This window comes from Amycolatopsis solani, assembly GCF_033441515.1.
Taxonomy (GTDB): domain Bacteria; phylum Actinomycetota; class Actinomycetes; order Mycobacteriales; family Pseudonocardiaceae; genus Amycolatopsis; species Amycolatopsis solani.
Genome location: NZ_JAWQJT010000001.1, coordinates 3,590,599 through 3,614,311, shown reverse-complemented (window position 1 = coordinate 3,614,311; position 23,713 = coordinate 3,590,599). Strand labels below are relative to the sequence as shown.

Here is a 23,713-nt window from a genome sequence, read left to right as displayed (position 1 = left end):
CCGTGTTCGACGTACCCGTGCCCGACCCCGCCGCCCGCGCCGCCGCGCTCGAGCGGCTCGACGGCCTGGTCAAACCGCTCGGCGCGCTCGGCAAGCTGGAGGAGCTCGCGGCCTGGCTGGCCGCGGCCCACGGCAGCGTCCCGCCGCGCCCGCTCGACGACGTCCGGGTGGTGGTCTTCGCGGGCGACCACGGCGTCTCGGCGCTCTCGGCGTACCCGCGCGAGGTCACCGCGGCGATGGTCCGGGTGTTCCTGGCCGGCAAGAGCGGCGTGAACGTGCTGGCCGCACAGGTCGGCGCGAAGGTCCGGGTGGCCGACCTCGGCGTCGACTGGGACGGGTCGGACGTACCGCCCGCGGTCACGGCCCACAAGATCCGCCGCGGCTCGGGCTCGATCGACGTCGAGGACGCCCTGGCCCCGGGCGAAGCGCGGGCGGCGTTCGAGGCGGGCCGCGCGATCGCCGTCGAAGAGGCCGACGCGGACCTGCTGATCCCGGGCGACATGGGCATCGGCAACACAGCGGTGTGCGCGGCGATCGTCGCGGCGTCCCTCGGCATGCCGGCGGCCGAGGTGGTCGGCACGGGGACGGGCGTGGACGCGGCGGGCCTGTCCCGGAAGACGGCGGCGGTGGAAGCGGCGTTGTCCCGGGCTTCCGGGCGCGCCGAGGACCCGTTCGACCGCCTGACAGCGCTGGGCAGCGCCTGCCTGGCGGCCACAGCGGGCTTCCTGGTCGAGGCGGCACTCCGGCGCATCCCGGTGGTCCTGGACGGCGTGTTCTCGGGCGCGGCGGCGCTGGTCGCCCGCGACATCGCCCCGGGCGCGGAGCGGTGGTGGCTGGCCGGGCACCGCTCGACCGAGCCGTCGCAGGCGTTCGCGCTGAAGGCGCTGGGCCTGGACCCGATCCTGGACTTCGGCTTGCGACTCGGCGAGGGCAGCGGCGCGGTGCAGGCGGTCCCTGCCCTGCGCGCGGCCCGCGCGATCGTGGCGGACATGGGCCTGCTGGCGGACCTGGCGTGAGCCCGGCCCACCCGACGCTCGCCCTGGGTTCGGCCCGGGTTCCGCACCCAGGTCCGATGCCCGGTCGGCGAGGTCGCGAATGACTCATTCGGGACCGAGGAGGTCGCGAATGACTCATTCGCGACCTCCGCGCGGCCGCCGGCCCCAACCGCACGGCGAGCTCCGCCCTGGCGAGACGGCGACGGCCCCGACGACCCGGCCCAAGCGCCCCAATGTGGCATTGGGTGCGTCCGACGCACCCAATGCGGCGTTCGGTGCATCCAACGCACCCAATGTGGCCTTCGGTGCATCCAACGCACCCAATGTGGCCTTCGGTGCATCCAACGCACCCAATGTGGCCTTCGGTGCATCCAACGCACCCAATGTGGCCTTCGCTGCATCCAACGCACCCAATGTGGCCTTCGCTGCATCCAACGCACCCAATGTGGCCTTCGCTGCATCCAACGCACCCAATGTGGCCTTCGCTGCATCCAACGCACCCAATGTGGCCTTCGGTGCGTCCAACGCACCCAATGTGGCCTTCGGTGCGTCTTGCGCACCCAAGGCGGCCTTCGCTGCGTCAGACGCACCGAAGGCCACATTGGGGCGCCCGTGAGCCGCTGGGGAGACTCCGTGCGGCTGGCCGTCGGGACCCTGACCACCGTGCCGGTCCTGGCGCCGCGCGTCATCGACCGCCGCACGGCCGGTGGCGCCATGCTCCTCGCGCCCCTCGCCGCGGTCCCCCTCGCGCTCGCCGCCGGGCTGGTCGTCGCCGGCGGGCAGGCGCTCCACCTCCCCTCGCTCGCCACCGCCGCGCTCGCCGTCGGTGCCGTCGCGCTGGGGAGCCGCGGCCTGCACCTCGACGGGCTCGCCGACACCGCCGACGGGCTCGGTGCCTCCTACGACCGCGCCAAGGCCCTCGACGTCATGCGCCGCGGCGACTCCGGCCCGACCGGCGTCGCGACCCTCGTCCTCACCCTGCTGGTCCAGGTCGGCGCGCTGCACGACGCCTACCAAGCGTTCGCGGCCGTCCTGATCGGCCGGTGCACGCTCTCGATGGCCTGCGCGCGCGGCGTCCCGTCCGCCCGGCCGGAAGGGCTCGGCGCCACCGTCGCGGGCTCGGTCCCCCGCACCGCCGCGCTCGCCGTCGGCCTGGCCGCGGCCGGACTTTCCGTGCTGCTGCCCGGATTGCCGTGGTGGCGCGGGCCGCTCGCGGTCGTCGTCGCCTACGCCGTCGCCGCGCTTCTCCTCACCCGCTGCACGAAACGGCTCGGCGGCATCACCGGGGACGTCCTCGGCGCCGGCGTCGAAGCCGCCGTCGCGGCCGCGCTCCTCGCGCTCGCCTGAAACTGTCGTACCCCCCGCCTACAGTCGGCCGCGTGAACCGCACCGATCGTTTGTACGCGCTCGTCGAAGAGCTCCGCGCCGTCTCACCACGGCCTCGGAGCGCGCGCTGGCTCGCGGGCAAGTTCGAGGTCAGCGCGCGCACCGTGGAGCGGGACATCGGCGCGCTGCAACAGTCCGGCGTGCCGATCTACGCCGAGCCCGGGCGCACCGGCGGGTACTGCCTGGACCGGGCGCACACGCTGCCACCGGTCAACCTGACGCCGGGCGAAGCCGTCGCGATGGCGCTCGCGCTGCGCCGGCTGGACGGCACGCCCTTCCGCGCCGAAGCCGGCTCGGCGCTGCGCAAGCTCGTCGCGGCGATGCGGCAGGACGACGCCGCCGCGGCGCAGGACCTCGCGGCCCGCGTCCACCTCTTGGGGGACGAGGGTGCCCCGCCGCCGATGCCGCCCGCGCTCGACACCGGCCGCGTCCTGCGCATCGGCTACGCCGACAAGGAAGGAGCCGTGACACGGCGGGACGTCGAGCCGCTCGGCTACGTCGGCAAGCCCGACCACTGGTACCTGGTGGCCTGGTGCCGGCTGCGCGAAGAGGTCCGGGCCTTCCGCACCGACCGCATCACCTCGATCGCCGTGACCGCCGAGGTGCCCCCGCCCCGCCCGCTGCGGCGCGAGGACCTCGACATCCCCTACGGCGTCGTCGAACAGCTCACTTTGGCGGGGTGAACACGGAAAAATGGTTGCCCGCAGGATCCAGCAGGTGCGCGAAGGTGACACCGACGGGGTTGACGACGGGTGCGCGCTGCACCTTGCCCCCGGCGGCTTCGACGCGCTCGCACGCGGCCGCGACGTCCTCGACGAGCACGGTGAAGATCGCGTAGTCCTCGGTGCCCGTGGCGAGCCCGCCGCGCGAGCCGCCGGTGTCGATGACCCGGTAGGCCGGGTCGGGGCTCGCCGACTCGTCCTGGACGGCCTTCCAGCCGAAGACCTCGCCGTAGAACTGTTCGGCGGCCGCCGGGTCGGTGGCGCCGATCTCGAACCAGGCGACGTCGTTGAATCGGGGCATGCTGTTCCTTTCGCTGCCACGCCGGGTGTTTCCCGGCTCCGCCCACTGTGGGCGGTGGCGGCGACAGCCCCCTGTCGGTGTTTAGCGAACTTTTCGCAGCGCCTTCACGAACGCGTCCGTCGTCGCGCGATCGCGGACGGCCAGCCGCAAGTGGTCCGGGCCGAGGCCGGGGAACGTGTCCCCGCGCCGGACCGCGTAGCCGGCGGCCCGCAGCCGCTCGCGCAGCGCCGTCCCGCCGGGCACCCGCACCAGCACGAACGGCCCGCGCGGGTCGCCCAGCACCTCGATCCCCGCCTCGGCCAGCCGCGAAACGAGGTATTCGCGGTCCTCCTCCGCGGCTACCGCCAGCTTCTCGGCTTCCTCCAGCGAGGATGGGCGGCAGCACGCCACCGTCGCGACCGCGGCCAGGGTCGACACCGACCACGGCACCTGGACCGCCCGCAGCCGCTCGACGACGCCGGGTTCGGCGAGCACGTACCCCGCCCGCAGCCCGGCCAGGCCCCACGTCTTCGTCAGGCTGCGCAGCACGGCGACGCCCGGGTGCCCGGCGGCCAGGCTTTCCCCTTCGCCGGGCACCGCGTCGAGGAAGGCCTCGTCCACCACGAGCAGCCGGCCGGGCCGGGCCAGGGCCAGCAACGCGGAAGCGGGGTGCAGCACCGACGTGGGGTTGGTGGGGTTGCCCACGAACACCAGGTCGGCGTCGGCCGGCACCAGGGCCGGGTCGAGCACGAACCCGTCCGCCTCGGACAGGACGACCCGCTCGACCGAGTGCCCGGCGGTTCGCAGCGCGGCCTCGGGCTCGGTGAACTGCGGGTGCACGACGACCGCCCGGCGCGGCTTCAGCGCCGACGCCAGCAGCGTGAACGCCTCCGCGGCACCGGCGGTGACCAGGACTTCTTCCCCCGCACGCCCGTGCCGCGCGGCCACCGCCGCGGTGGCTTCAGCAGACGAGGGATAAGCGGCGAGGGTGTCCAAAGCGGACACCAGCTCGTCGCGCAACCAGGCCGGAGGCCGCGGCAGGCGGACGTTCACCGCGAGGTCCACCAGCCCCGGCCCGACCTCGCGGTCGCCGTGGTGGTGGAGGTCGTAGTCAGGCATGGGCCCGGACCCGCGCGGCGAAGCGGTGGGCCAGCTCCGGGTAGCCGGCCCAGTGGACGTGCAGGTAGGAAGCGTGCAGCGTCGGCGAGGCGAACCCGTCCAGCTGCCGGTCCCAGCCCCAGGCCGCCTTAGCGCCGTGCGACGGCGTCACCTCGGTGCGGTGGAACTCGTGCCCGGTGACGCGCTGCCCGGCCGCGGCCAGGAGGTTGTCTTCGACGGCCACCGCGCGCCGGTAGCCGAGCTTGCCGCGGGCGGTCATCTTCGCGTCCGCGGGCACCGCACCGACCATCGGGAGGCCATCCAGGGACTGACACAGGTAAAGGAGCCCGGCGCATTCGGCGCTGACCGGCATCCCGCGCTCGATCGCCGAAGCGACCTGCGCGCGCAACGCCGTGTTCGCCGACAGCTCGGTCGCGTGCACCTCCGGGAAGCCACCGCCGAAGTACAGCCCGGCGCACCGCTCGGGCAGGGCTTCGTCGCGCAGCGGGTCGACGTCGACGACGTCGACCCCGCACGCGGCGAGCAGCTCGGCGTTCTCGGTGTAGCGGAAGGTGAACGCGGGGCCGCCGGCGGCGGCGACCGTCACGCGCGGACCGTCCACACCGGACGGTTCCCACGGCGGCGCCGAAAGCCGCGGCGCCGCGGAGGCGATCCGGACGATCGCTTCCAGGTCGACGCCTTCGGTGACCCACGCGGCCAGCGCGGGCAGCACGTGCTGCGCTTCCGCGGCCCGTTCCGCCGCCGGCACGAGCCCGAGGTGCCGGCTCGGCGCGTGGATCTCCTCGTTGCGGTACAACGCGCCCAGCAGCGGGACACCGGTTGCTTCCAAAGCTGAAGCGATCTCGTCGAGGTGCCGCTGGGAGCCGAGCTTGTTGAGGATGACGCCGGCGAGCCGGACGCGGTTGTCGTAGTGGGCGAAGCCGAGCACGGTCGCGGCGACACTGCGCGAAGCGGCCGAAGCGTCGACGACGAGCACGACCGGCGCGTCGAGCAGCCGGGCGACGTGCGCGGTCGAGGCGTAGCCCTCGGTGCCGAGCGCGCCGTCGAACAGGCCCATCACGCCTTCGATCACGGCGAGGTCGGCACCGGCGGAACCGTGGCGCAGCAACGGGATCAGCCGGTCCTCGCCCTGCAGGAAGGGGTCGAGGTTGCGGGCGGGCCGTCCGGTGGCGAGCGCGTGGTAGCTCGGGTCGATGAAGTCCGGCCCGACCTTGTGCCCGGACACGCGGTGCCCGGCCGCGCGCAGCGCCGCCATCAGCCCGGCGGCGATGGTGGTCTTGCCGTGCCCGGAACCGGGCGCGGCGATCACCACGCGCGCTACCACTCGATCCCCCGCTGGCCCTTCTGGCCGGCGTCCATCGGGTGCTTGACCTTCGTCATCTCGGTGACGAGGTCGGCGGCTTCGACGAGTTCCGGCGGCGCGTACCGGCCGGTGATGACGACGTGCTGGTGCCCGGGCCGCGAGACCAAGGTGGACACGACGTCGTCGACCTCGAGCCAGCCCCACTTGAGGAGGTAGGAGAACTCGTCGAGGACGTAGAAGTCGTGCGTCTCGGCGGCGAGGCGGCGCTTGATCTCCGCCCAGCCCTCGCGTGCGTTCGTCGCGTGGTCCTCGTCGGTGCCGGACTTGCGCGCCCAGCTCCAGCCCTCGCCCATCTTGTGCCACTCGACCGGCCCGCCTTCGCCGGTGTCGTCGTGCAGCTTGCCCAGCGCGCGGAACGCGGCTTCCTCGCCCACGCGCCACTTCGCCGACTTGACGAACTGGAACACGCCGATCGACCAGCCCTGGTTCCAGGCGCGCAGGGCCATGCCGAACGCGGCCGTCGACTTGCCCTTCATCTCGCCGGTGTGCACCGCGAGCAGCGGCCGGTTGCGGCGCTGGCGGGTGGTCAGGCCGTCGTTCGGGACGGTTTCCGGTTTGCCCTGCGGCATCAGGCGGCCCTTCCGGTCCGGGCGCGGACGGCGCTCGCCAGCGATTCGGCGGCGACGTCGGCCAGCGGTACGTGCTCGGCGCCGAGGTGGACGGCGAGGTCGGCGGCCAGGCCGAGCCGCATCTTGCCGCTCTCGCAGTCCATCACCACGGTCGTCACGCCGGCGAGGAGCCCGGCCGCGGCCTGGGCGCGCGCGACGGCGTCCGGGCCGCTGGTGGCGCGGCCGTCGGTGACGACGACGAGCAGCGGACGGCGGCGCGGGTCGCGGATCTCCTCGACGCGCAGCACCCGCGCGGCTTCCAGGAGCCCTTCCGCCAGCGGGGTCCGGCCGCCGGTGGGCAGGCCTTCGAGGCGGGACGCGGCGGCGTCGACGCTGATCGTCGGCGGCAGCGCGAGTTCGGCTTCGCTGCCACGGAAGGTGACCAGCCCGACCTTGTCGCGGCGCTGGTAGGCGTCGAGCAGCAGCGACAGCACCGCCGTCTTGACCTCGCGCATGCGGGTCTTGGCGCCCATCGAGCCGGACGCGTCGACGCAGAACAGCACGAGATTGCCTTCGCGGCCTTCCCGCAGCGCGTACCGCAGGTCTTCGGGGCGCAGCTTCAGCGCGGCGCCGTCGCGGCCGCGGGCTTTCTGGTGCGGTGCCGCCGCTTTGACGGTCGCGACCAGGTGGGGCCGTCCGTCGCGGACGCTCGGGGGCTGGACGCCGATGGTGCGGCCGCTGTCGGTGAGCGCGCGCGACCGGCGGCCGCGTTCGCCCTCGCCCGTGCCCTTGACGCGGAAGACCTTGGCCTTGAACGTTTCCCCGGCGCCGACCGTCTTCTGCTGACCGCCGTTCTGCTGCTGTTGCTGTTGTGGCTGACCTTGCGGCGCGTCGCCCGGCGGAACTTCCTGCGGGGCCTCCTCCGGCGTCGAACCCGAGCCCGGGCCGTCGTCCTCGGGACCCGGCTCGGGCGGCTGCGCGTCCTGAAGCGCCTGCTCCAGCTGCTCTTCCGAGATGCCGGGCGCGTCGAACGGGTTGCGCCGGCGCCGGTGCGGCAGCGCGAGCCGCGCGGCGACGCGGACGTCTTCGGTGGTGACCTCGTCGCAGCCGGCCCAGGCCGCGTGCGCGACCGCGGTGCGGGCGGTGACGATGTCCGCGCGCATGCCGTCGACCTCGAAGGACGCGCAGATCTCGGCGATCTGGCGGAGGGCGTCGTCGGGCAGTTTCACCGACGGCAGAAGCTTTTGCGCCGACTCGATCTCTTCGGCGAGCCGGGCGTCTTCCTCGGCGTACCGCGCGGCGAAACCGTCGGGATCGGCTTCGTAGGCGAGGCGGCGCCGGACGACTTCCACGCGCTGCTCGGGATCGCGGCTGGAGGCGACCTCGACGGTCAGCCCGAACCGGTCCAGCAGCTGCGGGCGCAGCTCGCCCTCCTCCGGGTTCATGGTGCCGATCAGCACGAACCGCGCCGCGTGCGAGACGGAGACGCCCTCGCGTTCGACGGTCGCGCGGCCCATCGCGGCGGCGTCGAGCAGGGTGTCGACGAGGTGGTCGTGCAGCAGGTTGACCTCGTCGACGTAAAGCAGCCCGCGGTGCGCGGCGGCCAGCAGGCCCGGCTGGAAGTCCGTGACGCCCTCGGCGAGCGCGCGTTCGAGGTGCAGCGACCCGATCACGCGGTCTTCGGCCGCGCCGACCGGCAGTTCGACCAGCTTGGCGGGCCGCCGGTGGCCGCTCGCGCCGTCGTGCGGGCCGTCCGGGCAGAGCGGGTCGGGCGCGGCGGGATCGCAGGAGAACCGGCAGCCGTCGACGACGTCGACCCCGGGCAGCAGCCCCGCGAGCGCGCGGACCATGGTCGACTTCGCCGTGCCCTTTTCACCGCGCACCAGCACCCCGCCGACGGCGGGCGAAATCGAGGACAGGACCAGGGCGAGACGCAGGTCCGGCAACCCGACGACGGCGGTGAACGGGTAGGGCTTCAACAGCACTCCTCCAGGTCGGCGACCGGCCGATCATCGCACAGCGGCCGCCTCGCTTAGGGTGGGAAATCGTGCGCGAAAAATCACGCCTCACGGTGGTGGGGATCGGGGCTGACGGGTGGTCCGGCTTGTCCGAGGCCGCCCGAGCCGTCGTCCTCGGCGCCGATGTCGTGCTGGGCGCGCCGCGGCAGCTCGCGTACCTACCACCGGAGGTCGAAGGCGAGCCGTGGCCGTCGCCGCTGCTGCCCGCGCTCGATGCCTTCATCGCCGAGCACGAAGGGCAGCGGATTTGCGTCCTGGCCAGCGGCGATCCGTTTTTGTCGGGGGTCGGCACTACGCTCGTGGCACATGGATACGAGGTAGACGCGTTCCCCGCGCTCTCGTCGGTGACACTGGCCCGGGCCCGGCTGGGCTGGTCCGCCGAGGAGACCGAGGTGGTGACGATCGTCGGCCGCTCGTCGGCGCGCGTCGCCCGGGTGCTGGCCCCGCGGCGGCGGGTGCTCGTGCTGGGTGCCGACGCGCCGGCTCTGCGCTCCCTGCTCACCGTGCGGGGGTACGCCGAGAGCGAGCTGTTCGCGCTGGAGAACCTGGGCGGCCCGGAGGAGCGCATCTCCGACGGCTGGTCCGGCGACCCCGGTCCGCTGACGGTGTTCGCGCTCGAGTGCGCGGGTCCGGCGCTGCCGTTGATCGGCATCCCGGACGACGTGTACGCCCACGACGGCCAGCTGACGAAGCGCGACCTGCGGGTTTCGGCCCTGTCGAGGCTCGCGCCGAGCCCCGGCGAGCTGCTGTGGGACGTCGGCGCGGGCGCGGGCAGCGTCGGCATCGAGTGGTCGCGGCTGCACGGGCTGAACCGGGCGGTCGCGATCGAGCGGGACGCGGAACGAGCGGAGCGGATCGGCCGCAACGCGGTCGACCTGGGTGTACCGGAGCTGGAGGTGGTGACGGGAGAAGCACCGGCGGTGCTGGGCACGCTGCCCGCACCGGACGCGGTGTTCATCGGCGGCGGCGTGACCGTGGCCGGGGTGCTGGAGGCGTGCGTGGCCACGGGAGCACGGGTGGTGGCGCACGGGGTGACGGTGGAGGCGGAACAGGTGTTGGCTCGGGCCTACGCGGAACACGGAGGTGAGCTGGTGCGGATCGGAGTCGAGCGCGCCGCGCCCCTGGGCGGCTTCACGGGGTGGACGCCGTCCCGGGTCGTCACGCAGTGGAGCAGCCGATGACCGTGCACTTCGTCGGAGCCGGGCCGGGGGCCGCCGACCTCATCACCGTGCGGGGGCGGGACCTGCTCGCCCGCTGCACCGTCTGCCTCTACCCCGGCAGCATGACCCCGCCCGACCTCCTGCGGTATTGCCCGCCGCACGCCGAGCTCGTCGACACCGCGAACCTGAGCCTCGAACAGATCGTCGCGAAGCTCGTCGAAGCCCACCGAGACGGCCACGAGGTCGCGCGGCTGACGTCCGGGGATCCGTCGCTCTACAGCGCCGTCGCCGAGCAGATGCGCCGGCTCGACGCCGCCGGTGTCCCGTACGAGGTCGTGCCCGGTGTGCCTGCCTTCGCCGCGTCGGCCGCCGCGCTCAAGCGCGAGCTGACCGTGCCCGAAATCGGGCAGAGCCTGGTCATCACGCGTGTCCAGGCGCGCTCCACGAAGATGCCGCCGGGCGAGAACCTCGCCGCGTTCGCCGCCACCGGGGCGACGCTCGCGCTGCACCTCGCGATCAACCACGTCGAGCGGGTGACCGGCGAATTGACGCCACACTACGGCGCCGACTGTCCCGTCGCCGTCGTCGCGCTCGCGAGCCAGCCCGGGGAAACCGTCGTGCGCGGGGTGCTCGGCGAGCTCCCGGCCCTCGTCCGCGAAGCCGGGATGACCCGCGCGGCCACCATCTTCGTCGGGCGGGTGCTCGCCGCCACGAACTTCCCCGACAGCTTCCTCTACTCGAGTGCCCGTGACCGGGCGGACCAACCGGAGTCGTTGTGACGGAACTGCGCTGGGGCCTGCTGGCCGCCGGGACGATCGCCGGCCACTTCGCCGCGGGTGTCGAAGAAAGCCGGCACGGCACGCTGACCGCCGTCGGCACGCGCGAGGCCTCCCGGGCGCGGGAGTTCGCCGCGCGGTTCGACATCCCGAAGGCCTACGGCAGCTACGAAGACCTCCTCGCCGACCCGGAGGTCGACGCCGTCTACGTCTCGACCCCGCACGCCCTGCACAAACAGTGGGCGATCGCCGCCGCCGAAGCGGGCAAGCACGTGCTGTGCGAGAAGCCGCTGACGCTCACCGCCGCCGACGCCGAGGCGGTCATCGCCGCCGCGCGGAAGCACGACGTCTTCCTGATGGAAGGGTTCATGTACCGGCTGCACCCGCAGACGCGGCGGCTGGCCGAGCTGATCGCGAGCGGCGCGATCGGCGAAGTCCGCGCGGTCGACACCTCCTTCTCCTTCGACAGCAACCCCGAGGAGACGGCCCGTCTCAGCGATCCCGCGCTCGGCGGGGGCGGGATCCTCGACGTCGGCTGCTACTGCACGTCGCTGGCCCGGCTGGTCGCCCAGGCCGCGACCGGCGAAGCCGTCGTGGAGCCGACCGAAGTCAGCGGGATGGCCCGGCTGAGCGCGGACGGCGTCGACGAGTACGCGACCGGCCTGCTCCGGCTGCCCGGCGACATCCTCGCGACGATCTCGTGCGGCATCCGGCTGACCCGCGAAGACGGCATCCGCGTGTACGGCTCGCGCGGGCACATCCACGTCCCGCGGCCCGCGTGGATCCACCCGCTGCGGACGCCGGGCACGTCGGAGATCATCCTGACCCCGGCCGGCGGCGAACCCGAGGTCATCGAGGTCGAGGCGACCCAAGGCATCTTCGCGCGCGAAGCGGACCACGTCGCCGCGCACGTCGGCGACCGGCAGGCACCCGAGCTGACCTGGGCGGAGACCATCGCCAACCTGCGGACGCTCGACCGGTGGCGCGAGGCCGTCGGGTACGGACGGCCCCGGTGATCCTCATCCTCGGCGGCACCGGCGAAGCCCGGCAACTCGCCGAAGCCCTGACAGCGCGCGAAGTCCGCGTTGTCTCTTCGCTCGCCGGACGCGTCGCACGGCCACGGCTGCCTGCCGGCGAAGTGCGCGTCGGCGGCTTCGGCGGCCCTGAAGGACTCGCGACCTGGCTGCGCGAGCACGACGTGGCCGCCGTCGTCGACGCCACCCATCCCTTCGCCGAGCGCATCGGCGCCAACGCGGCGAAGGCGGCGGAACTGACCGGCACTCCCCTCCTGCGACTCGCCCGCCCGGGACGGCAGCCGTCGCCGCAGGACGTCTGGCACTGGGCGGACGACCTCGCCGACGCCGCGCGGCAGCTCCCCGGCCTGGGGAAACGCGTGTTCCTCACCAGCGGCCGCCAGGGGCTGCCCGCGTTCGCGCACCTCGACGACCTGTGGTTCCTGATCCGCTGCGTCGATCCGCCCGCACCCCCGCTGCCACGCCACCACGAGCTGATCCTCGCCCGCGGGCCGTACGAAGTCGACGCCGAACGCGCCCTGCTCGAGCGCGTCGACGTCCTGGTCACCAAGGACTCCGGCGGCGGGCAGACCAGCGCGAAGCTGACCGCGGCCCGGGAGCTGCGCAAGCCCGTCCTGATCGTCCGGCGCCCGCCGCGGCCGGCGGCCGAGACCGCCACGACCGTCCCCGAAGCCGTCGAATGGGTGCTGCGCCGATGATCGAAGAGTTCTACGAAGTCCTGCGCAAGCGGCGGGACGTCCGCGGCGAGTTCACCGGCGCGCCCATCCCCGAAGCGACGTTGACGAGAGTGCTCGAAGCCGCGCACGCCGCGCCCAGCGTCGGGCTCACCCAGCCCTGGGACTTCGTGCTGGTCGAGGACCACCCGACGCGGGAGAAGTTCGCGAAGCACGTCCACGAGGAGCGCGAAGTCTTCGCCGCGCAGCTCGCCGAAGACCGCGCGAGCACCTTCGCGAACATCAAGATCGAAGGCATCCTCGAAGCGAGTCTCGGCATCGTCGTCACCTACGACCCGGCCCGCGGCGCGCCCGACGTGCTCGGCAGGCACGCGATCGCCGACGCCGGCCTGTACTCGGTGTGCCTGGCGATCCAGAACCTCTGGCTCGCCGCCACCGCGGAAGGCCTCGGCGTCGGCTGGGTGAGCTTCTACCGGGAGCCGTTCCTGAGCGAGCTGCTCGGCATCCCCGACGGCGTCCGGCCGGTCGCGTGGCTCTGCGTGGGCCCGGTGAGCCGGCTCGAGACAGTGCCGGACCTGGAGCGCCACGGCTGGCGCAACCGCCGTCCCCTGACCGAGGCGGTCCACCACGGGCGGTTCACCCCGCGTGATCCGGGGGCTGCGTCAGCCGCCGGTCGCTGACCCGTTAGCGTTGCGCCGATGCGTCTGATTGCCGTAGCGCTGGGGTTGCTCTCGGCCTTGTGCGCGCTGGCTTTCCCCTTCCTGCCGGTGGTGCAGGACACGGCGGAGGTCGTCTGGCCGACCGGCAGCGACACCCGCTCCGTCAACGCGCCCTTGACCGGGTACTGGGCCCAGGACCTGCGGGCCGAGCTGCCGTGCGCGGCGATCCGCTCGGTCGACGCCCGCACGAACGGCCCGGGCCTGCTGTTCGCCACCGTGCCGGACGGGCGCACCGACCCGAACTCCGGCAAGGGCGTCGGCCTCCAGCTGCGCGTCGACAACGGCGTGCTGTTCGCCTCCAGCCAGGGCCAGCAGATCGCCCAGCAGCCGCTGCCCGCCGAGAAGTGCGACGTCGAGCTGGACGTCGACGCGACGCAGATGACCCTCGCCGTGGCGGGGACGCCGATCTTCCACGCCGAAGGGGACGTCCGGCCGCGGCTCGTCGGCATCTACTCCTCGATCAACTCGAGCAAGGATCCCATCGCCGGCCTGCACGTCTCGGTCGTGCCGGACACGCGCTACCAGACGTCGCCGACCGCGCTGAAGATCGTCGTCGGCGTGGTCGCCATTCTGTCGCTGATCGGCTGCATGATCGCCGTCTGGCGGCGCGACTCCGGCTTCGCGCGCCGCGCCCCGCGCTGGGCGCCGGTCGGCTGGTGGCGGCTGACGCTGCGGGACGCCACGGTGATCGCCGCGCTCGGCGCGTGGGTCTTCATCGGGCCGGTGACCTCGGACGACGGCTACATCCTCACGATGGCCCGGGTCACCGAGTCGACCGGTTACCTGACGAACTACCACCGCTGGTTCGGCGTCGCCGAGGCGCCGTTCGGCTGGTTCTACCATGTGTTCGAGCTGATGACGCACGTCAGCACGGTGCCGCCGTGGATCCGGCTCCCGTCGTTCCTGCTCGGCGTGCTCAGCTGGCTGCTGATCAGCCGCGAGGTGATGCCGCGCCTCGGCACCCAGATCCGCACCAGCCGCCCGGCCAGCTGGGCCGCGGCGACGGTGTTCCTGATCTGGTGGATGCCCTACAACAACGGCGTCCGACCGGAACCGGTGGCCGCGCTCGGCTCGCTGCTGGCGATCTGCGCGGTCGAGCGCACGCTGGTGACGCGGCGGCTGCTGCCGCTGTGCCTCGGCCTGACCGCGGCCGGGTTCACGCTGGCCGCGACGCCGACCGGGCTGATCGCGGTGGCGCCGTTCCTGGTCGCCGCGCGGCCGCTGTTCAAGCTGGTGCGCCAGCGCGCGAACGAAAGCGGCTGGCTCCCGGTGCTGGCGCCGCTCGCCGCGGCCGGGCTGCTCGTGCTGGTCGTGGTGTTCGCCGACCAGACGTTCGCGACCGTGCAGGAAGCCACCCGGATCCGCACGCAGGTCGGCCCGAACCTGTCGTGGTTCCAGGAGCTCGCGCGCTACCAGCTGTTGTTCGAGAGCCTGCCGGACGGCTCGGCGCCACGCCGGTTCCCGGTGCTGCTGGTCGGCCTCTGCACGGCCACCTGCCTGGTGATGCTGCTGCGCCGCGGCCGCATCCAGGGCGCGGCGCTCGGCCCCGCGCGCCGCCTGATCGGCACGACGGCGTTGTTCTTCCTGCTGCTGGCCCTGACCCCGACGAAGTGGACGCACCACTTCGGCGCGTTCGCCGCGGTCGGCGCGTCGATGGCGGCGCTGACCGCGCTCGCGACCAGCTCGACGGTGCTGCGGTCCAAACGCAACCGCGCGGCCTTCCTGGCCGGGCTGCTGGTCGTCGCCGCGCTGGCCGCGACCGGGCCGAACACCTACTGGTTCGTCTCACGCCTCGGCGTCCAGTGGACGAACGTGGCGCCGTCCATCGGCGGCATCGGCCTGTCCACGATCCTGCTGGTGGCGGCCGCGATCGCCGGGATATACGCGTTCGTCGAGAACGTCCGCGCGCACCGCCCGGGCGCGCCCGCCCAGGTCCAGGAGGGCCGGCTGCGCGCGCTGCGGCTCGGGTCGCTTTCGCTGGTGGTGGTCTGCGGCCTGGTGGCGGCGGGAGAGTTCGTCACGATGGCGTGGGCGATCCACAACCAGGCCGGCAGCTACAGCCTCGGCGCGGCGAACGTCGGGCACCTGTTCGGCAAGAGCTGCAACCTGTCCGACCACGTGATGGTCGAGCGCGACGCGGCGACGAGCATCCTGCACACGCAGTCCGAGCAGCGGACCGTCGCGGAGAAGCCGCAGGAGAACTCGCCCCTGCCGAACCCGGACCAGGACAACGGCCGCGTCCAGACCGGCTTCCACACCCGCCCGGTCGACGACAAGGACCCGCTGGCCGAGCCGCCGCACGGGTTCACGCCGGACAAGGTGCCGATGTGGTCGAGCTTCCTCGACCCGGAAACCCGCGCCGGGCGGCTGCGCAGCGACTGGTACGCGCTGACGGAGAAGCCGGCGGACGGCCAGATCGTGGTGGCGACCGCGGGCGCGGCCCGCCGCCCGACGTCGGTCAGCCTCGACTACGGCCACAACACCCCGGACGGCGTGAAGATCGTCCGCAGCCAGTTCGTGCTCCCGCCGGGCTCGGGCACCAACGGCTGGAACGACACCCGCATCAACCTGCGCGACCTCCCCCCGGAGACGGACGCGGTCCGCATCAACATCGTCGACAACGACCTCACGGAGGACGGCTGGATCGCGGCGTCCGCCCCCCGCGTCCCGACGTTCACGACGCTGACGGACCGCATCGGCGCGAAGCCGGTGTACGTCGACTGGCCGGCGTCGTTCGTGTACCCGTGCGTCCAGCCGGTGACGTCCCACGACGGCATTTCCCAGGTCCCGGCCTACCGCATCACCGCGGGCGGCCTGGCGGACGAGGCGAACTGGGCGTCATCGACGAACGGCGGTCCGATCGGGTGGCTGGAGGAGCTGGCCGAGGAGCCGGAGGTCCCGAGTTACCTGATCGGGCAGCCGAGCCAGTCGTGGGGCCAGCTGCTGCAGATCGAGCCGTTCACGGAAGGCATCGCACCGACGGTGGTGCACGGGGAGAAGACGGTGCCGGGTTGGTGGTCGCCTGGACCGGGACCCCGCCAGCCGAACGGCAAGGACCCGACGCGCTGACCCGGTCGTGAGTGGTAAGTCGGGTTCTAACCCGACTTACCACTCACGACGTCGATCGCGTGCTCATGAAATCGGTCAAGAACGCGGGCATGGCCACCGGATGGGCCAGTAGGTCGAAATGGCCGTCCGGTACGCGCTCCCGGAGCGCGTCGAGCATGAGTCGCATGGAGATCAGCAACATCGCCGTCATGGCGGTGTCCGCTGGTCGCCTCTTCCTGTCGCGCAAGGCGATCATGAGAAAAGACCGGGACGGCCCGAGCGCGGCGAAGAACCACTCCTGACTCCTCTGCCCGGGTGTTCCTGCTGCGATCTCCCGCTCGACGACTTCGCAGAGATCGTCAGCCCAAGCCGGCAGCAACTCCGCCGCGTGCCACGCTGCCAGCAGTTCTGCCGGGGAGACCGCATGAACCACCTCGCGGAGGTGGTCGCGGAAGTCCCCTTTCGGAAGCAAGGAAAAGTTGCCCTCTTCGTCGACGAGGTTGTCAACGCCATCGCTCCCTTGGTCTGGCCACTGGTATTCCAGCCGACCGGCGAAAGGAGCAGCCGCACCGTCGGGGGCCATTGCGCGGGCCAGCTTGCCCAAGGTCGCGACATCGGCGGCATCCCCACCTGTCAGAGCCATTTGCGCGGCGGCCAGGGCAGCATCGGCGTTCTCGACGAGCCCATCACCCGACTCGAAACCCGGATCGAGCGACGCCAACTCCGGGTTCGCCCAATCGATTCCCATTCTCGCGAGCCCTCGGTCGATGCGTCGGACCCGGGCCGGGACCAGCGACCCGCCGCCCAGGCCGGAGGCGATCAGATCACTGACGGCCGCGTTCGGCGCGACGGCTGAACCGCCGGACAGCTCGCCCGGCACGACAACGCGACCGATCGCCGCGATGAAGGCCGCGCGCACGGTCTGTTCGGGAACGGCGAAGCCCTCACCGAACGCACGCAACGCGAGATCGTGCGGACGATGGCCCGGCCGTGCGTGCCGAGCCAGCCACCCCACCAGTTCGGCCGCCCCCGGAGCGGGTGCGGACTCGCTGCCTCGCCCCCGGCCGAGCGCACGGGTGAGATTCCGGGGGAGCAAACCCTGATGACGCCATCGTTCCACTTGCCTGGCGGTGACATCGAGTCCCTGGTGGGCAGCATGACTGACCAGCTGCAGGTCAGCCGCACCAGGTAATGAACGTGGCATGGCACCAGACTACTTTAGAACCCCCCGACCTTCGCCAGGTACCATGACGTCCTCGATGTTCCACTGGTGCCGGAAGCCGGCAGTCAGCTGGTGAGACGCAGCGGAGGAGAACGTCGTGTCGGTGATTCCTTGGATGGCCCTGCTGAGCTCCCGGACCGGCACCGGGCCCCAGAGCTCAGCACTGGCCACGGTCGTTCGGACCATCCCCTTGGTCATGGCGGTCGCCGGGTTACTGCCCGCACTGATCATCTGCCCGTTCCTCACCGCACACCACCGCGGTTTCGTGCTCAAGGTCCTAGCCGGCCTGAGTTCCTGGGCCGGGAACCCGCCAGCCGAACGGCAAGGACCCGACCCGCTGACCCGGTCGTGAGTGGTAAGTCGGGTTCTAACCCGACTTACCACTCACGACGGTCCTAGTAACTCCGGGGCGTCCAGACGATGCCGTTCTCCACGAGGGTGCGGGAAGAGCCCACGATCAGCAGGCAGCGCATGTCCACAGTGGACGGATCGAGGTCCCCGAGGGTCGTGACGCGGATGTCCTCCTCCGGGCCGCCCACATCCCGCGCCACGACGACGGGGGTCGACGCGGAACGGTGGCGGAGCAACACCGAGCGAGCATCAGCCAGCTGAGTCGTCCGAGTACGCGAAGCCGGGTTGTACAGCGCCAGCACCAGGTCCGCCGCGCCCGCTGCGTCCAGGCGCTTCTCGATGATCTCCCACGGCTTCAACCGATCCGACAGCGAAAGCACGCAATAGTCGTGTCCCAGTGGCGCACCAACACGCGAAGCCGCTGCCTGGGCTGCCGTCACGCCCGGGACGACACGGACCCGCACACCGCCGCCATGGCCTTCGGCCGCCTGCTCCAGGACAGCCGACGCCATCGCGAACACGCCCGGGTCACCCGAAGACACCACCGCCACCCGGGCGCCGGCCGCGGCAAGGGCAAGGGCTTCCCGAGCCCGGTCCGCCTCGACCCGGTTGCCCGACGCGTGCCGCTGCTGGCCCGCCTTCTGCGGCACCCGGGCGACATACGGGCCGTACCCCACGATGTGCTCGGCTTCGGCCAGCTCGGCAGCCGCTTCCGGCGTCAGCCACGAAGGACCCGCCGGGCCTAGGCCGACCACCACGACTTCGCCGCCGGACGAAGTCGAAGGGGAAGAAGAAGCAGGCGACTGGCGCGAAGCGTAAGCCGGCGAAGGCAGCAGAGCCAGCGAAAAGTACGGCACCGACGACGGGTCCACCGAAGCCAGCGGCTCGATCCGCTGCTGCCCCCACGTCGCCCGCTCGACGAAGACGGCGTCGTCGAGCTTCCCCGCCTCCTCGAACGCCTCGCGCACCGACGAAAACGTGCGGCCCAGCTTCAGGACGGCCGCCGCGTCGGTGTCGGCCAAGCGGCGGGCCAGTTCCGGGGCCGGGAGGGTGCCCGGGAGGACCGTCAGGACCTCGTCGCGCTGGACCAGGGGGCGGCCCAGCACCGAGGACGCCGCGCTCACCGACGTCACGCCCGGGACGACGATCGCTTCGAACCGGCCGGAAAGCCGTTCGTGCATGTACATGTACGAGCCGTAGAAGAACGGGTCGCCTTCGCAGAGCAGGACGACGTCGCGCCCCGCGTCGAGGTGCTCGGCGAGCCGCTTCGCGCTCAGCTCGTAGAAGTCCGCGATCGCGCCCTCGTAGCCGCCGGGGTGGTCGGTCGTCTCGGTGGTGACCGGGTAGACGAGCTTCTCCTCGATCTGCCCCTCGCGCAGGTACGGCTCGGCGACCGAACGCGCGATGCTGCGGCCGTGGCGCGCGCTGTGGTACGCGATCACCGAGGCTTCCGAAATGAGCCGGGCCGCCTTGACCGTCATCAGTTCCGGGTCGCCGGGGCCGAGGCCGACGCCGTACAGCTTGCCGGTGTTCATGCCGCCTCCGCGGGAAAAAGTACGTCGGCGGTGCTCATTCTTCGGCGCTCGCGAGTGCGTTGATCGCCGCCACGGCCATCGCGCTGCCACCGCGTCGCCCGTGCACCACCAGGTAGGGCGCCGGGGCGCGCTTCGCGAGTTCCACTTTGGACTCGACGGCGCCGACGAAGCCCACCGGCACGCCGATGATCGCCGCCGGGGCGCCCACGCCTTCGTCGAGGATCTCCAGCAGGCGGAACAACGCGGTCGGCGCGTTGCCGATCGCGACGACCGAGCCGGGCAGCTTGTCGCGCCACAGTTCCAGCGCCGCCGCCGATCGCGTGGTGCCCATCCGCTCCGCGAGCCCGGGCACCGACGGGTCCGACAGCGTGCAGAGCACTTCGTTGGCCGCGGGCAGGCGGCGGCGGGTGACGCCGCTGGCGATCATCTGCGCGTCGCACAGGATCGGCGCGCCCGCTTCCAGCGCGGCCCGGCCCGACTCGACGACGTCGAGGGTGTAGCGCAGGTCGTCGACCAGATCGACCATGCCGCAGGCGTGGATCATCCGGACCGCCAGCCCGGCCACGTCGTCGGGCAGGATCGCCAGGTCCGCCTCCTCGCGGATCGTGGCGAACGAGTGCCGGTAGATCTCGGCACCGTCCCGCAGGTAGTCGATCACAGGGTTCCCTTCACCTCGTCGAGCGGCACCCACCGGCCGTCGACCCGATATCCGTCCGCTTCCGCGACCACGTCCACATGGGACTGCGACGGCTTGCCGCACCGCCGTTCGCAGCCCGAAAAGTGCGCGCGCAGCCCGGGCCGGAACACCGCGTCGGCGCGCACGTCGGCGCGCGACTTCGCGCAGCCGGGCCGGCCGATGCAGGCGGTGGTGCCCAGGGCGGTCGCCCCGAAACCCAGCCGCGCGAAGACATCCGCGGGAACGTCCGGCAGCACCACGGACTTCCACGGCGTGACCACCGCCGTCCCGAACTCCGCCAAGGCCCGCGCCTGCGCGGCGGAAAGCTGCCCGAAGCGCGGCACGACCCCGGCCGCGAGGCCGCCGTCGTCGCGCGAGAACACCCCGGCCACGACTTCGGCTTCCGCGAAGGAAACCGGCGTTCCGCGCCAGGCCGAGTCGTCGAGTTCGGCGACGCGCCAGGCGGCTCCGCGCACGCGGCAGAACTCCCGCGCGACCTCGATCGCCGTGGCGACGGCGTCGGCGCGGGCCACCCGGCGTCCGGTGTCGCCACCCGCGAGCAGCAGCGTGCCTTCGGACGGCCCGGTCGCGCGCCAGCAGACATCGGCGCCTTCCCCGGCGACGTCGCCGCGGCCGTCGTCGAAGGCGAAGAGGAACCGGCCGGGCAGCGCGGCCAGCTCGGGTACGGCACACAGCGCGCGGTCGAGCGAAGCGGCCAGGCCCCGGACGTCGGCGAGCCCGCCGCGCAGCCCGCTCGACGGCGAGGCCAGCACGTTCCGGACCCGCTCGTGCGACGGCGAAGGCAGCAGGCCGGCGTCGGTCAGCCGCTCGGCGAGGCCGGGGCGGGTGACGCCGCGCAGCTGGACGTTGCCGCGCGAGGTGAGGTGGAGGTCGCCGTCACCGCACGCCTCGGCGGCGTCGGCCAGCGCGCGCAGCCCGGCCGCGGAAATCGCACCGCCGGGCAGCCGCACCCGCGCGAGTGGCCCGTCGGCGGCGTCGTGGGGTGCGAAAACACCAGGGCACGCGTCGGCTCGCACGCGTGCTGGGGTCGGCATGGGGTCACTGTAGCTGGCCGTTTTCCGGCCCCGGCGGGCCCGAACGCGGCCGGATCCTGGCGATTCCGGCGTCCAAGTCCACGTCACGCCACGGAGGCGCCCCTTCGGCGTCCTGCTCGACGAGCATCGACGTGGTTTCCCGGTGTTCCAGCTCACGCCGCTTGGTGCCGTAGAGGAACGCGGTCGTCTCCTCGACGTACGTCGCGGACAGCCGCGCCTTGAACCGCGAGCCGTCCTTGCGCGGCCGCAGTTCGATCGCGGCCATGACCAGCAGGATCACGACGCCACCCGGGAGCGCGAGGCCCAGCCAAGTACCCATGCCCGGCGAACCGGATGACCGCCGGTCAAGTTCCCGGCGAAGCAGAAGTCTGATCAAATGTAGTAGGTGTGCTACATTCGATCGCATCAGTCAGATGGGGGTGACGCGCGATGAGAGATCCAGCCGAGCCGGTGGTCCGCGTGCGCGGGCTGCGCATGCGCTACGGCACGAACGACGTGCTCCACGGCGTCGAGTTCGAGGCGCACCGGGGCGAAGTCGTCTGCCTGCTCGGGCCCAACGGCGCGGGCAAGACGACCACGATCGAGATCCTCGAGGGCTTCCGGATGCGGTCGGCCGGCGAGGTGAGCGTGCTGGGTGCCGACCCGGCGCACGGGGGTGAGGACTGGCGGGCGCGGCTGGGGGTCGTCCTGCAGTCCTGGCGCGACCACGGTAAGTGGCGCGTCCGCGAGCTGCTCGCGCACCTCGGCCGGTACTACGCGCCGTACTCGACGCCCGCCATGCCGCGGCCGTGGGACGTCGACGAGCTGATCGGGGCGGTCGGGCTCACCGAGCACGCGCACAAGAAGCTCAAACAGCTCTCCGGCGGCCAGCGGCGGCGGCTCGACGTCGCGATCGGCATCGTCGGGCGGCCCGAGCTGCTGTTCCTCGACGAGCCGACCGCCGGTTTCGACCCCGAAGCGCGCCGCGAGTTCCACGACCTCGTGCACCGGCTGTCCGACGAGCTCGACACCACGATCCTGCTCACCACGCACGACCTCGACGAGGCCGAGAAGCTGGCCGACCGGATCCTCATCCTCAACGGCGGCCGGATCATCGCCGACGGCTCGGCCGACGCGCTGAGCCGGCAGATCTCCGGGGAGGCCGAGGTCCGCTGGAGCGTCGGCGGCCAGCGCTTCGTGCACTCGACGACCGAAGCGACGAAGTACGTGTACGACCTGTTCAGGCAGCACGGCGAAGCGGTCGCGGACCTCGAGGTCCGGCGGGCGTCGCTCGAAGACACCTACATGACGCTGGTCCACCGCGCCGAGACCGGCGGCGAAACGGAGCTCGGCCTCCAGGAAGCGAGTGCGCGATGAACCCCAAGACCGCGGCGCTGCGCACCGGCCTGGCGCGCGGCTGGATCGAGTTCAAGCAGACCTGGACCAACCGGGACGACGTCGTCGGCCAAGTGGTCTTCGTCGCGCTCTTCCTCGGTGCGCTGTTCTTCATGCGCAACGCGACCCTGCCCGGCACCGGGTTCTCGCTCGGCGCGGCCACCGTGCCCGGCGTGCTCGGCGCCGGCATCGTGTTCAACGGCTTGAACAGCACGGCGGGCTACCTCGCCATCGACCGCGAGGACGGCACGCTGCTGCGCGCGAAGGCGACGCCGAACGGCATGCTCGGCTACCTGGTCGGGAAGACGACGGCGGTGGCGATGGCGCAGGTCGCCGGGATCCTGCTGGTGCTGGTCCCGTGCCTGTTCCTGTTCGACTCGCTGGCCCCGGACGGCGTGTTCTCGTACCTGCACCTGGTGTGGGTGCTGGCGCTCGGGCTGGTCGCGACCCTGCCGCTCGGGGCCGCGCTGGGGTCGCTCACCAACAGCCCGCGCTCGATCGCGCTGATCACGCTGCCGATCATGGGCCTGGGCGCGATCTCCGGGATCTTCTACCCGATCACCGCCCTGCCGAGCTGGGTGCAGGGCATCGCGCAGGTGTTCCCGATGTACTGGCTGGGCCTCGGCATGCGCTCGGCGCTGCTGCCGGACGCCGCGGTCGTCGTCGAGATCGGGCAGTCGTGGCGGCCCTTGCCGACCCTCGCCGTGCTCGTCGCGTGGTCCGTGATCGGATTGGCACTGGCCCCGGCCCTGCTCCGCCGCATGGCGCGGCGCGAAGCGGGTTCCTCGGTGGCCGAACGGCGGGAAAAGGCCATGCAGCGTGTGGGGTAGCCATGAGTGAGGTCGTCTACAACCGGATCGCGATGCTGCGCGCCGAGCGGTCGATCTCGCGGCGCCAGCTCGCGGAGGCCCTCGGCGTGCACTACCAGACGATCGGCTACCTGGAACGCGGCGAGTACAGCCCGAGCCTCTACCTGGCGCTGCGGATCGCGGAGTTCTTCGAGGTCTCGGTGGAGGTCCTGTTCTCCACGAAACCGTTCCCCCGCCTGGGAGAACGCTCCGCGTGAGGCGTCAGGCGAGCAAGTAAACCGCCATCGCGACGACGGCACCCGCCGCCACGCACAGCGGGCCCGCCGCGCCGAGGGCCGCGCAGGCGGCGCTGCCCGCGGCGAGCACGGCCGCTCGCGCCACCACGGCCCACGACACCACCTCGGTGCCGAAGCAACCGCACGGCACGCCCGGCCGTCGCACGCGCAGCACACCCGCGTACCCGGCGAAGACGCCGTAGAGCACGGCCTGCGCGACCACGGCCGGTGCGGCGTTCGCCGGGGCCGCGAGCAGCACCGCCAGCGTGCCCGCCCCGATCAGCAGCTCCGCGCCCGTCGCCGGCCGGGCGAACGCCGGGGGCAGCAGGCCGTGCGCCCGCAGCACCGCCCGGTGCTCGCGGTGGCGCACCGCGTGCCCGACGCCGGCGGCGACCAGAAGAATCGCGCCCGCCGCGGACAAAACGGTCATCGCCGCCGCCCAGAAAATGTTCACGAAGCCCACCGTATTCACCGATAGAATTGCCGTCCCCGTTCGGCGGCAGGCGCACCTCCCGTTGGCCGAACAATCGTGACCGCGGCCGAATTCGTCGGTTAGTCTCCCGAGACGGAATAC

Annotated in this window: 24 protein-coding genes; 13 read left to right on the top strand and 11 right to left on the bottom strand. The window is 72.5% G+C overall.

The genetic code is table 11. The features are described 5' to 3' along the window. Nucleotides 1-2: 2 nt before the first annotated feature. The 4 genes from cobT to SD460_RS17225 all read left to right on the top strand — a co-directional run bounded on the left by cobT (nucleotide 3) and on the right by SD460_RS17225 (nucleotide 3,064). Nucleotides 3-1,016 (top strand): nicotinate-nucleotide--dimethylbenzimidazole phosphoribosyltransferase, encoded by a 1,014-nt coding sequence (gene cobT, locus SD460_RS17240; protein ID WP_290052619.1) that lies wholly within the window; start codon nucleotides 3-5, stop codon nucleotides 1,014-1,016. A 220-nt stretch (nucleotides 1,017-1,236) separates the two neighbouring features. Further along, entirely contained in the window at nucleotides 1,237-1,611 is a 375-nt protein-coding gene (locus SD460_RS17235) for a hypothetical protein (protein WP_318306372.1), read from the top strand. Then, nucleotides 1,608-2,342, top strand: a complete 735-nt coding sequence (locus SD460_RS17230; RefSeq protein WP_318306371.1) for an adenosylcobinamide-GDP ribazoletransferase — start codon at nucleotides 1,608-1,610, stop codon at nucleotides 2,340-2,342. Before SD460_RS17235 ends, SD460_RS17230 begins: the two co-directional genes overlap by 4 nt. 32 nt (nucleotides 2,343-2,374) lie before the next feature. After that, complete coding sequence (locus tag SD460_RS17225; protein WP_318306370.1) at nucleotides 2,375-3,064, top strand: helix-turn-helix transcriptional regulator; 690 nt, start codon at nucleotides 2,375-2,377, stop codon at nucleotides 3,062-3,064. On the opposite strand, the gene SD460_RS17220 is transcribed toward SD460_RS17225, so the two are convergent. The 5 genes from SD460_RS17220 to SD460_RS17200 form a co-directional block, all read right to left on the bottom strand. Next, on the bottom strand, nucleotides 3,048-3,404 hold the full coding sequence (locus SD460_RS17220) for a VOC family protein (RefSeq protein WP_290058405.1): 357 nt from the start codon (nucleotides 3,402-3,404) through the stop codon (nucleotides 3,048-3,050). The genes SD460_RS17225 and SD460_RS17220 overlap by 17 nt on opposite strands. Before the next feature lie 81 nt (nucleotides 3,405-3,485). Beyond that, entirely contained in the window at nucleotides 3,486-4,502 is a 1,017-nt protein-coding gene (cobC, locus tag SD460_RS17215) for an Rv2231c family histidinol phosphate aminotransferase CobC (RefSeq protein ID WP_318306369.1), read from the bottom strand. Then, nucleotides 4,495-5,826 (bottom strand): cobyrinic acid a,c-diamide synthase CobB, encoded by a 1,332-nt coding sequence (locus tag SD460_RS17210; protein ID WP_438860829.1) that lies wholly within the window; start codon nucleotides 5,824-5,826, stop codon nucleotides 4,495-4,497. The genes cobC and SD460_RS17210 overlap by 8 nt, the downstream gene beginning before the upstream one ends. After that, entirely contained in the window at nucleotides 5,820-6,434 is a 615-nt protein-coding gene (cobO, locus tag SD460_RS17205) for a cob(I)yrinic acid a,c-diamide adenosyltransferase (RefSeq protein WP_290058402.1), read from the bottom strand. Before cobO ends, SD460_RS17210 begins: the two co-directional genes overlap by 7 nt. Beyond that, on the bottom strand, nucleotides 6,434-8,392 hold the full coding sequence (locus SD460_RS17200) for a putative cobaltochelatase (RefSeq protein ID WP_318306367.1): 1,959 nt from the start codon (nucleotides 8,390-8,392) through the stop codon (nucleotides 6,434-6,436). The genes cobO and SD460_RS17200 overlap by 1 nt, the downstream gene beginning before the upstream one ends. Nucleotides 8,393-8,457: 65 nt before the next feature. On the opposite strand from SD460_RS17200, the gene cbiE reads away from it, so the two are divergent. The 6 genes from cbiE to SD460_RS17170 are packed head-to-tail and all read left to right on the top strand — an operon-like array spanning nucleotide 8,458 to nucleotide 15,863. After that, nucleotides 8,458-9,612 (top strand): precorrin-6y C5,15-methyltransferase (decarboxylating) subunit CbiE, encoded by a 1,155-nt coding sequence (cbiE, locus tag SD460_RS17195; RefSeq protein WP_438860655.1) that lies wholly within the window; start codon nucleotides 8,458-8,460, stop codon nucleotides 9,610-9,612. Continuing rightward, on the top strand, nucleotides 9,609-10,370 hold the full coding sequence (gene cobM, locus SD460_RS17190; RefSeq protein ID WP_290058399.1) for a precorrin-4 C(11)-methyltransferase: 762 nt from the start codon (nucleotides 9,609-9,611) through the stop codon (nucleotides 10,368-10,370). The genes cbiE and cobM overlap by 4 nt, the downstream gene beginning before the upstream one ends. Next, nucleotides 10,367-11,383 (top strand): Gfo/Idh/MocA family protein, encoded by a 1,017-nt coding sequence (locus SD460_RS17185; protein ID WP_290058398.1) that lies wholly within the window; start codon nucleotides 10,367-10,369, stop codon nucleotides 11,381-11,383. The genes cobM and SD460_RS17185 overlap by 4 nt, the downstream gene beginning before the upstream one ends. Then, a complete protein-coding gene (locus SD460_RS17180) occupies nucleotides 11,380-12,099 on the top strand; it encodes a cobalt-precorrin-6A reductase (RefSeq protein ID WP_290058397.1) in 720 nt (239 codons plus the stop codon). The genes SD460_RS17185 and SD460_RS17180 overlap by 4 nt, the downstream gene beginning before the upstream one ends. After that, the gene (gene bluB / locus SD460_RS17175) at nucleotides 12,096-12,755 is read left to right on the top strand and encodes a 5,6-dimethylbenzimidazole synthase (protein ID WP_290058396.1); all 660 of its coding nucleotides are present in this window, start codon (nucleotides 12,096-12,098) and stop codon (nucleotides 12,753-12,755) included. Before SD460_RS17180 ends, bluB begins: the two co-directional genes overlap by 4 nt. Before the next feature lie 18 nt (nucleotides 12,756-12,773). Further along, complete coding sequence (locus SD460_RS17170) at nucleotides 12,774-15,863, top strand: arabinosyltransferase domain-containing protein (protein WP_290058395.1); 3,090 nt, start codon at nucleotides 12,774-12,776, stop codon at nucleotides 15,861-15,863. Nucleotides 15,864-15,906: 43 nt separating this feature from the next. On the opposite strand, the gene SD460_RS17165 is transcribed toward SD460_RS17170, so the two are convergent. From SD460_RS17165 to SD460_RS17145, 5 genes are all read right to left on the bottom strand, one after another. Then, entirely contained in the window at nucleotides 15,907-16,803 is an 897-nt protein-coding gene (locus SD460_RS17165; protein ID WP_290058394.1) for a hypothetical protein, read from the bottom strand. A 656-nt stretch (nucleotides 16,804-17,459) separates the two neighbouring features. After that, complete coding sequence (locus tag SD460_RS17160; RefSeq protein ID WP_290058392.1) at nucleotides 17,460-18,950, bottom strand: precorrin-2 C(20)-methyltransferase; 1,491 nt, start codon at nucleotides 18,948-18,950, stop codon at nucleotides 17,460-17,462. 34 nt (nucleotides 18,951-18,984) lie between these two features. Next, entirely contained in the window at nucleotides 18,985-19,608 is a 624-nt protein-coding gene (locus SD460_RS17155; RefSeq protein ID WP_290058391.1) for a precorrin-8X methylmutase, read from the bottom strand. Further along, entirely contained in the window at nucleotides 19,605-20,681 is a 1,077-nt protein-coding gene (locus SD460_RS17150) for a ferredoxin-like domain-containing protein (RefSeq protein ID WP_318306366.1), read from the bottom strand. Before SD460_RS17150 ends, SD460_RS17155 begins: the two co-directional genes overlap by 4 nt. 4 nt (nucleotides 20,682-20,685) lie before the next feature. Beyond that, the gene (locus tag SD460_RS17145; RefSeq protein ID WP_290058389.1) at nucleotides 20,686-21,000 is read right to left on the bottom strand and encodes a DUF6191 domain-containing protein; all 315 of its coding nucleotides are present in this window, start codon (nucleotides 20,998-21,000) and stop codon (nucleotides 20,686-20,688) included. A 110-nt stretch (nucleotides 21,001-21,110) separates the two neighbouring features. On the opposite strand from SD460_RS17145, the gene SD460_RS17140 reads away from it, so the two are divergent. Genes SD460_RS17140 through SD460_RS17130 form a run of 3 tightly spaced genes read left to right on the top strand, consistent with a single transcriptional unit; the run spans nucleotide 21,111 to nucleotide 23,121 of the window. After that, entirely contained in the window at nucleotides 21,111-22,037 is a 927-nt protein-coding gene (locus SD460_RS17140) for an ABC transporter ATP-binding protein (protein WP_290058387.1), read from the top strand. Continuing rightward, on the top strand, nucleotides 22,034-22,885 hold the full coding sequence (locus SD460_RS17135) for an ABC transporter permease (RefSeq protein WP_290058386.1): 852 nt from the start codon (nucleotides 22,034-22,036) through the stop codon (nucleotides 22,883-22,885). Before SD460_RS17140 ends, SD460_RS17135 begins: the two co-directional genes overlap by 4 nt. A gap of 2 nt (nucleotides 22,886-22,887) precedes the next feature. After that, nucleotides 22,888-23,121, top strand: coding sequence for a helix-turn-helix transcriptional regulator (locus tag SD460_RS17130; RefSeq protein WP_043784651.1), 234 nt, complete (start codon nucleotides 22,888-22,890; stop codon nucleotides 23,119-23,121). A 4-nt stretch (nucleotides 23,122-23,125) separates the two neighbouring features. Here the strand turns inward: SD460_RS17130 and SD460_RS17125 are convergent, their stop codons facing one another. Beyond that, entirely contained in the window at nucleotides 23,126-23,593 is a 468-nt protein-coding gene (locus SD460_RS17125; protein ID WP_290058385.1) for a MauE/DoxX family redox-associated membrane protein, read from the bottom strand. Nucleotides 23,594-23,713 lie beyond the last annotated feature (120 nt).

Bases quoted from the DNA above. Each gene is read 5' to 3' on its own strand.
- SD460_RS17145 (WP_290058389.1), bottom strand. From the start codon at position 21,000: ATGGGTACTTGGCTGGGCCTCGCGCTCCCGGGTGGCGTCGTGATCCTG.
- SD460_RS17135 (WP_290058386.1), top strand. From the start codon at position 22,034: ATGAACCCCAAGACCGCGGCGCTGCGCACCGGCCTGGCGCGCGGCTGG.
- SD460_RS17160 (WP_290058392.1), bottom strand. From the start codon at position 18,950: ATGAACACCGGCAAGCTGTACGGCGTCGGCCTCGGCCCCGGCGACCCG.
- cobM (WP_290058399.1), top strand. From the start codon at position 9,609: ATGACCGTGCACTTCGTCGGAGCCGGGCCGGGGGCCGCCGACCTCATC.
- SD460_RS17140 (WP_290058387.1), top strand. From the start codon at position 21,111: ATGAGAGATCCAGCCGAGCCGGTGGTCCGCGTGCGCGGGCTGCGCATG.
- SD460_RS17220 (WP_290058405.1), bottom strand. From the start codon at position 3,404: ATGCCCCGATTCAACGACGTCGCCTGGTTCGAGATCGGCGCCACCGAC.
- cobC (WP_318306369.1), bottom strand. From the start codon at position 4,502: ATGCCTGACTACGACCTCCACCACCACGGCGACCGCGAGGTCGGGCCG.
- bluB (WP_290058396.1), top strand. From the start codon at position 12,096: ATGATCGAAGAGTTCTACGAAGTCCTGCGCAAGCGGCGGGACGTCCGC.
- SD460_RS17150 (WP_318306366.1), bottom strand. From the start codon at position 20,681: ATGCCGACCCCAGCACGCGTGCGAGCCGACGCGTGCCCTGGTGTTTTC.
- SD460_RS17170 (WP_290058395.1), top strand. From the start codon at position 12,774: ATGCGTCTGATTGCCGTAGCGCTGGGGTTGCTCTCGGCCTTGTGCGCG.
- SD460_RS17130 (WP_043784651.1), top strand. From the start codon at position 22,888: ATGAGTGAGGTCGTCTACAACCGGATCGCGATGCTGCGCGCCGAGCGG.
- cobO (WP_290058402.1), bottom strand. From the start codon at position 6,434: ATGCCGCAGGGCAAACCGGAAACCGTCCCGAACGACGGCCTGACCACC.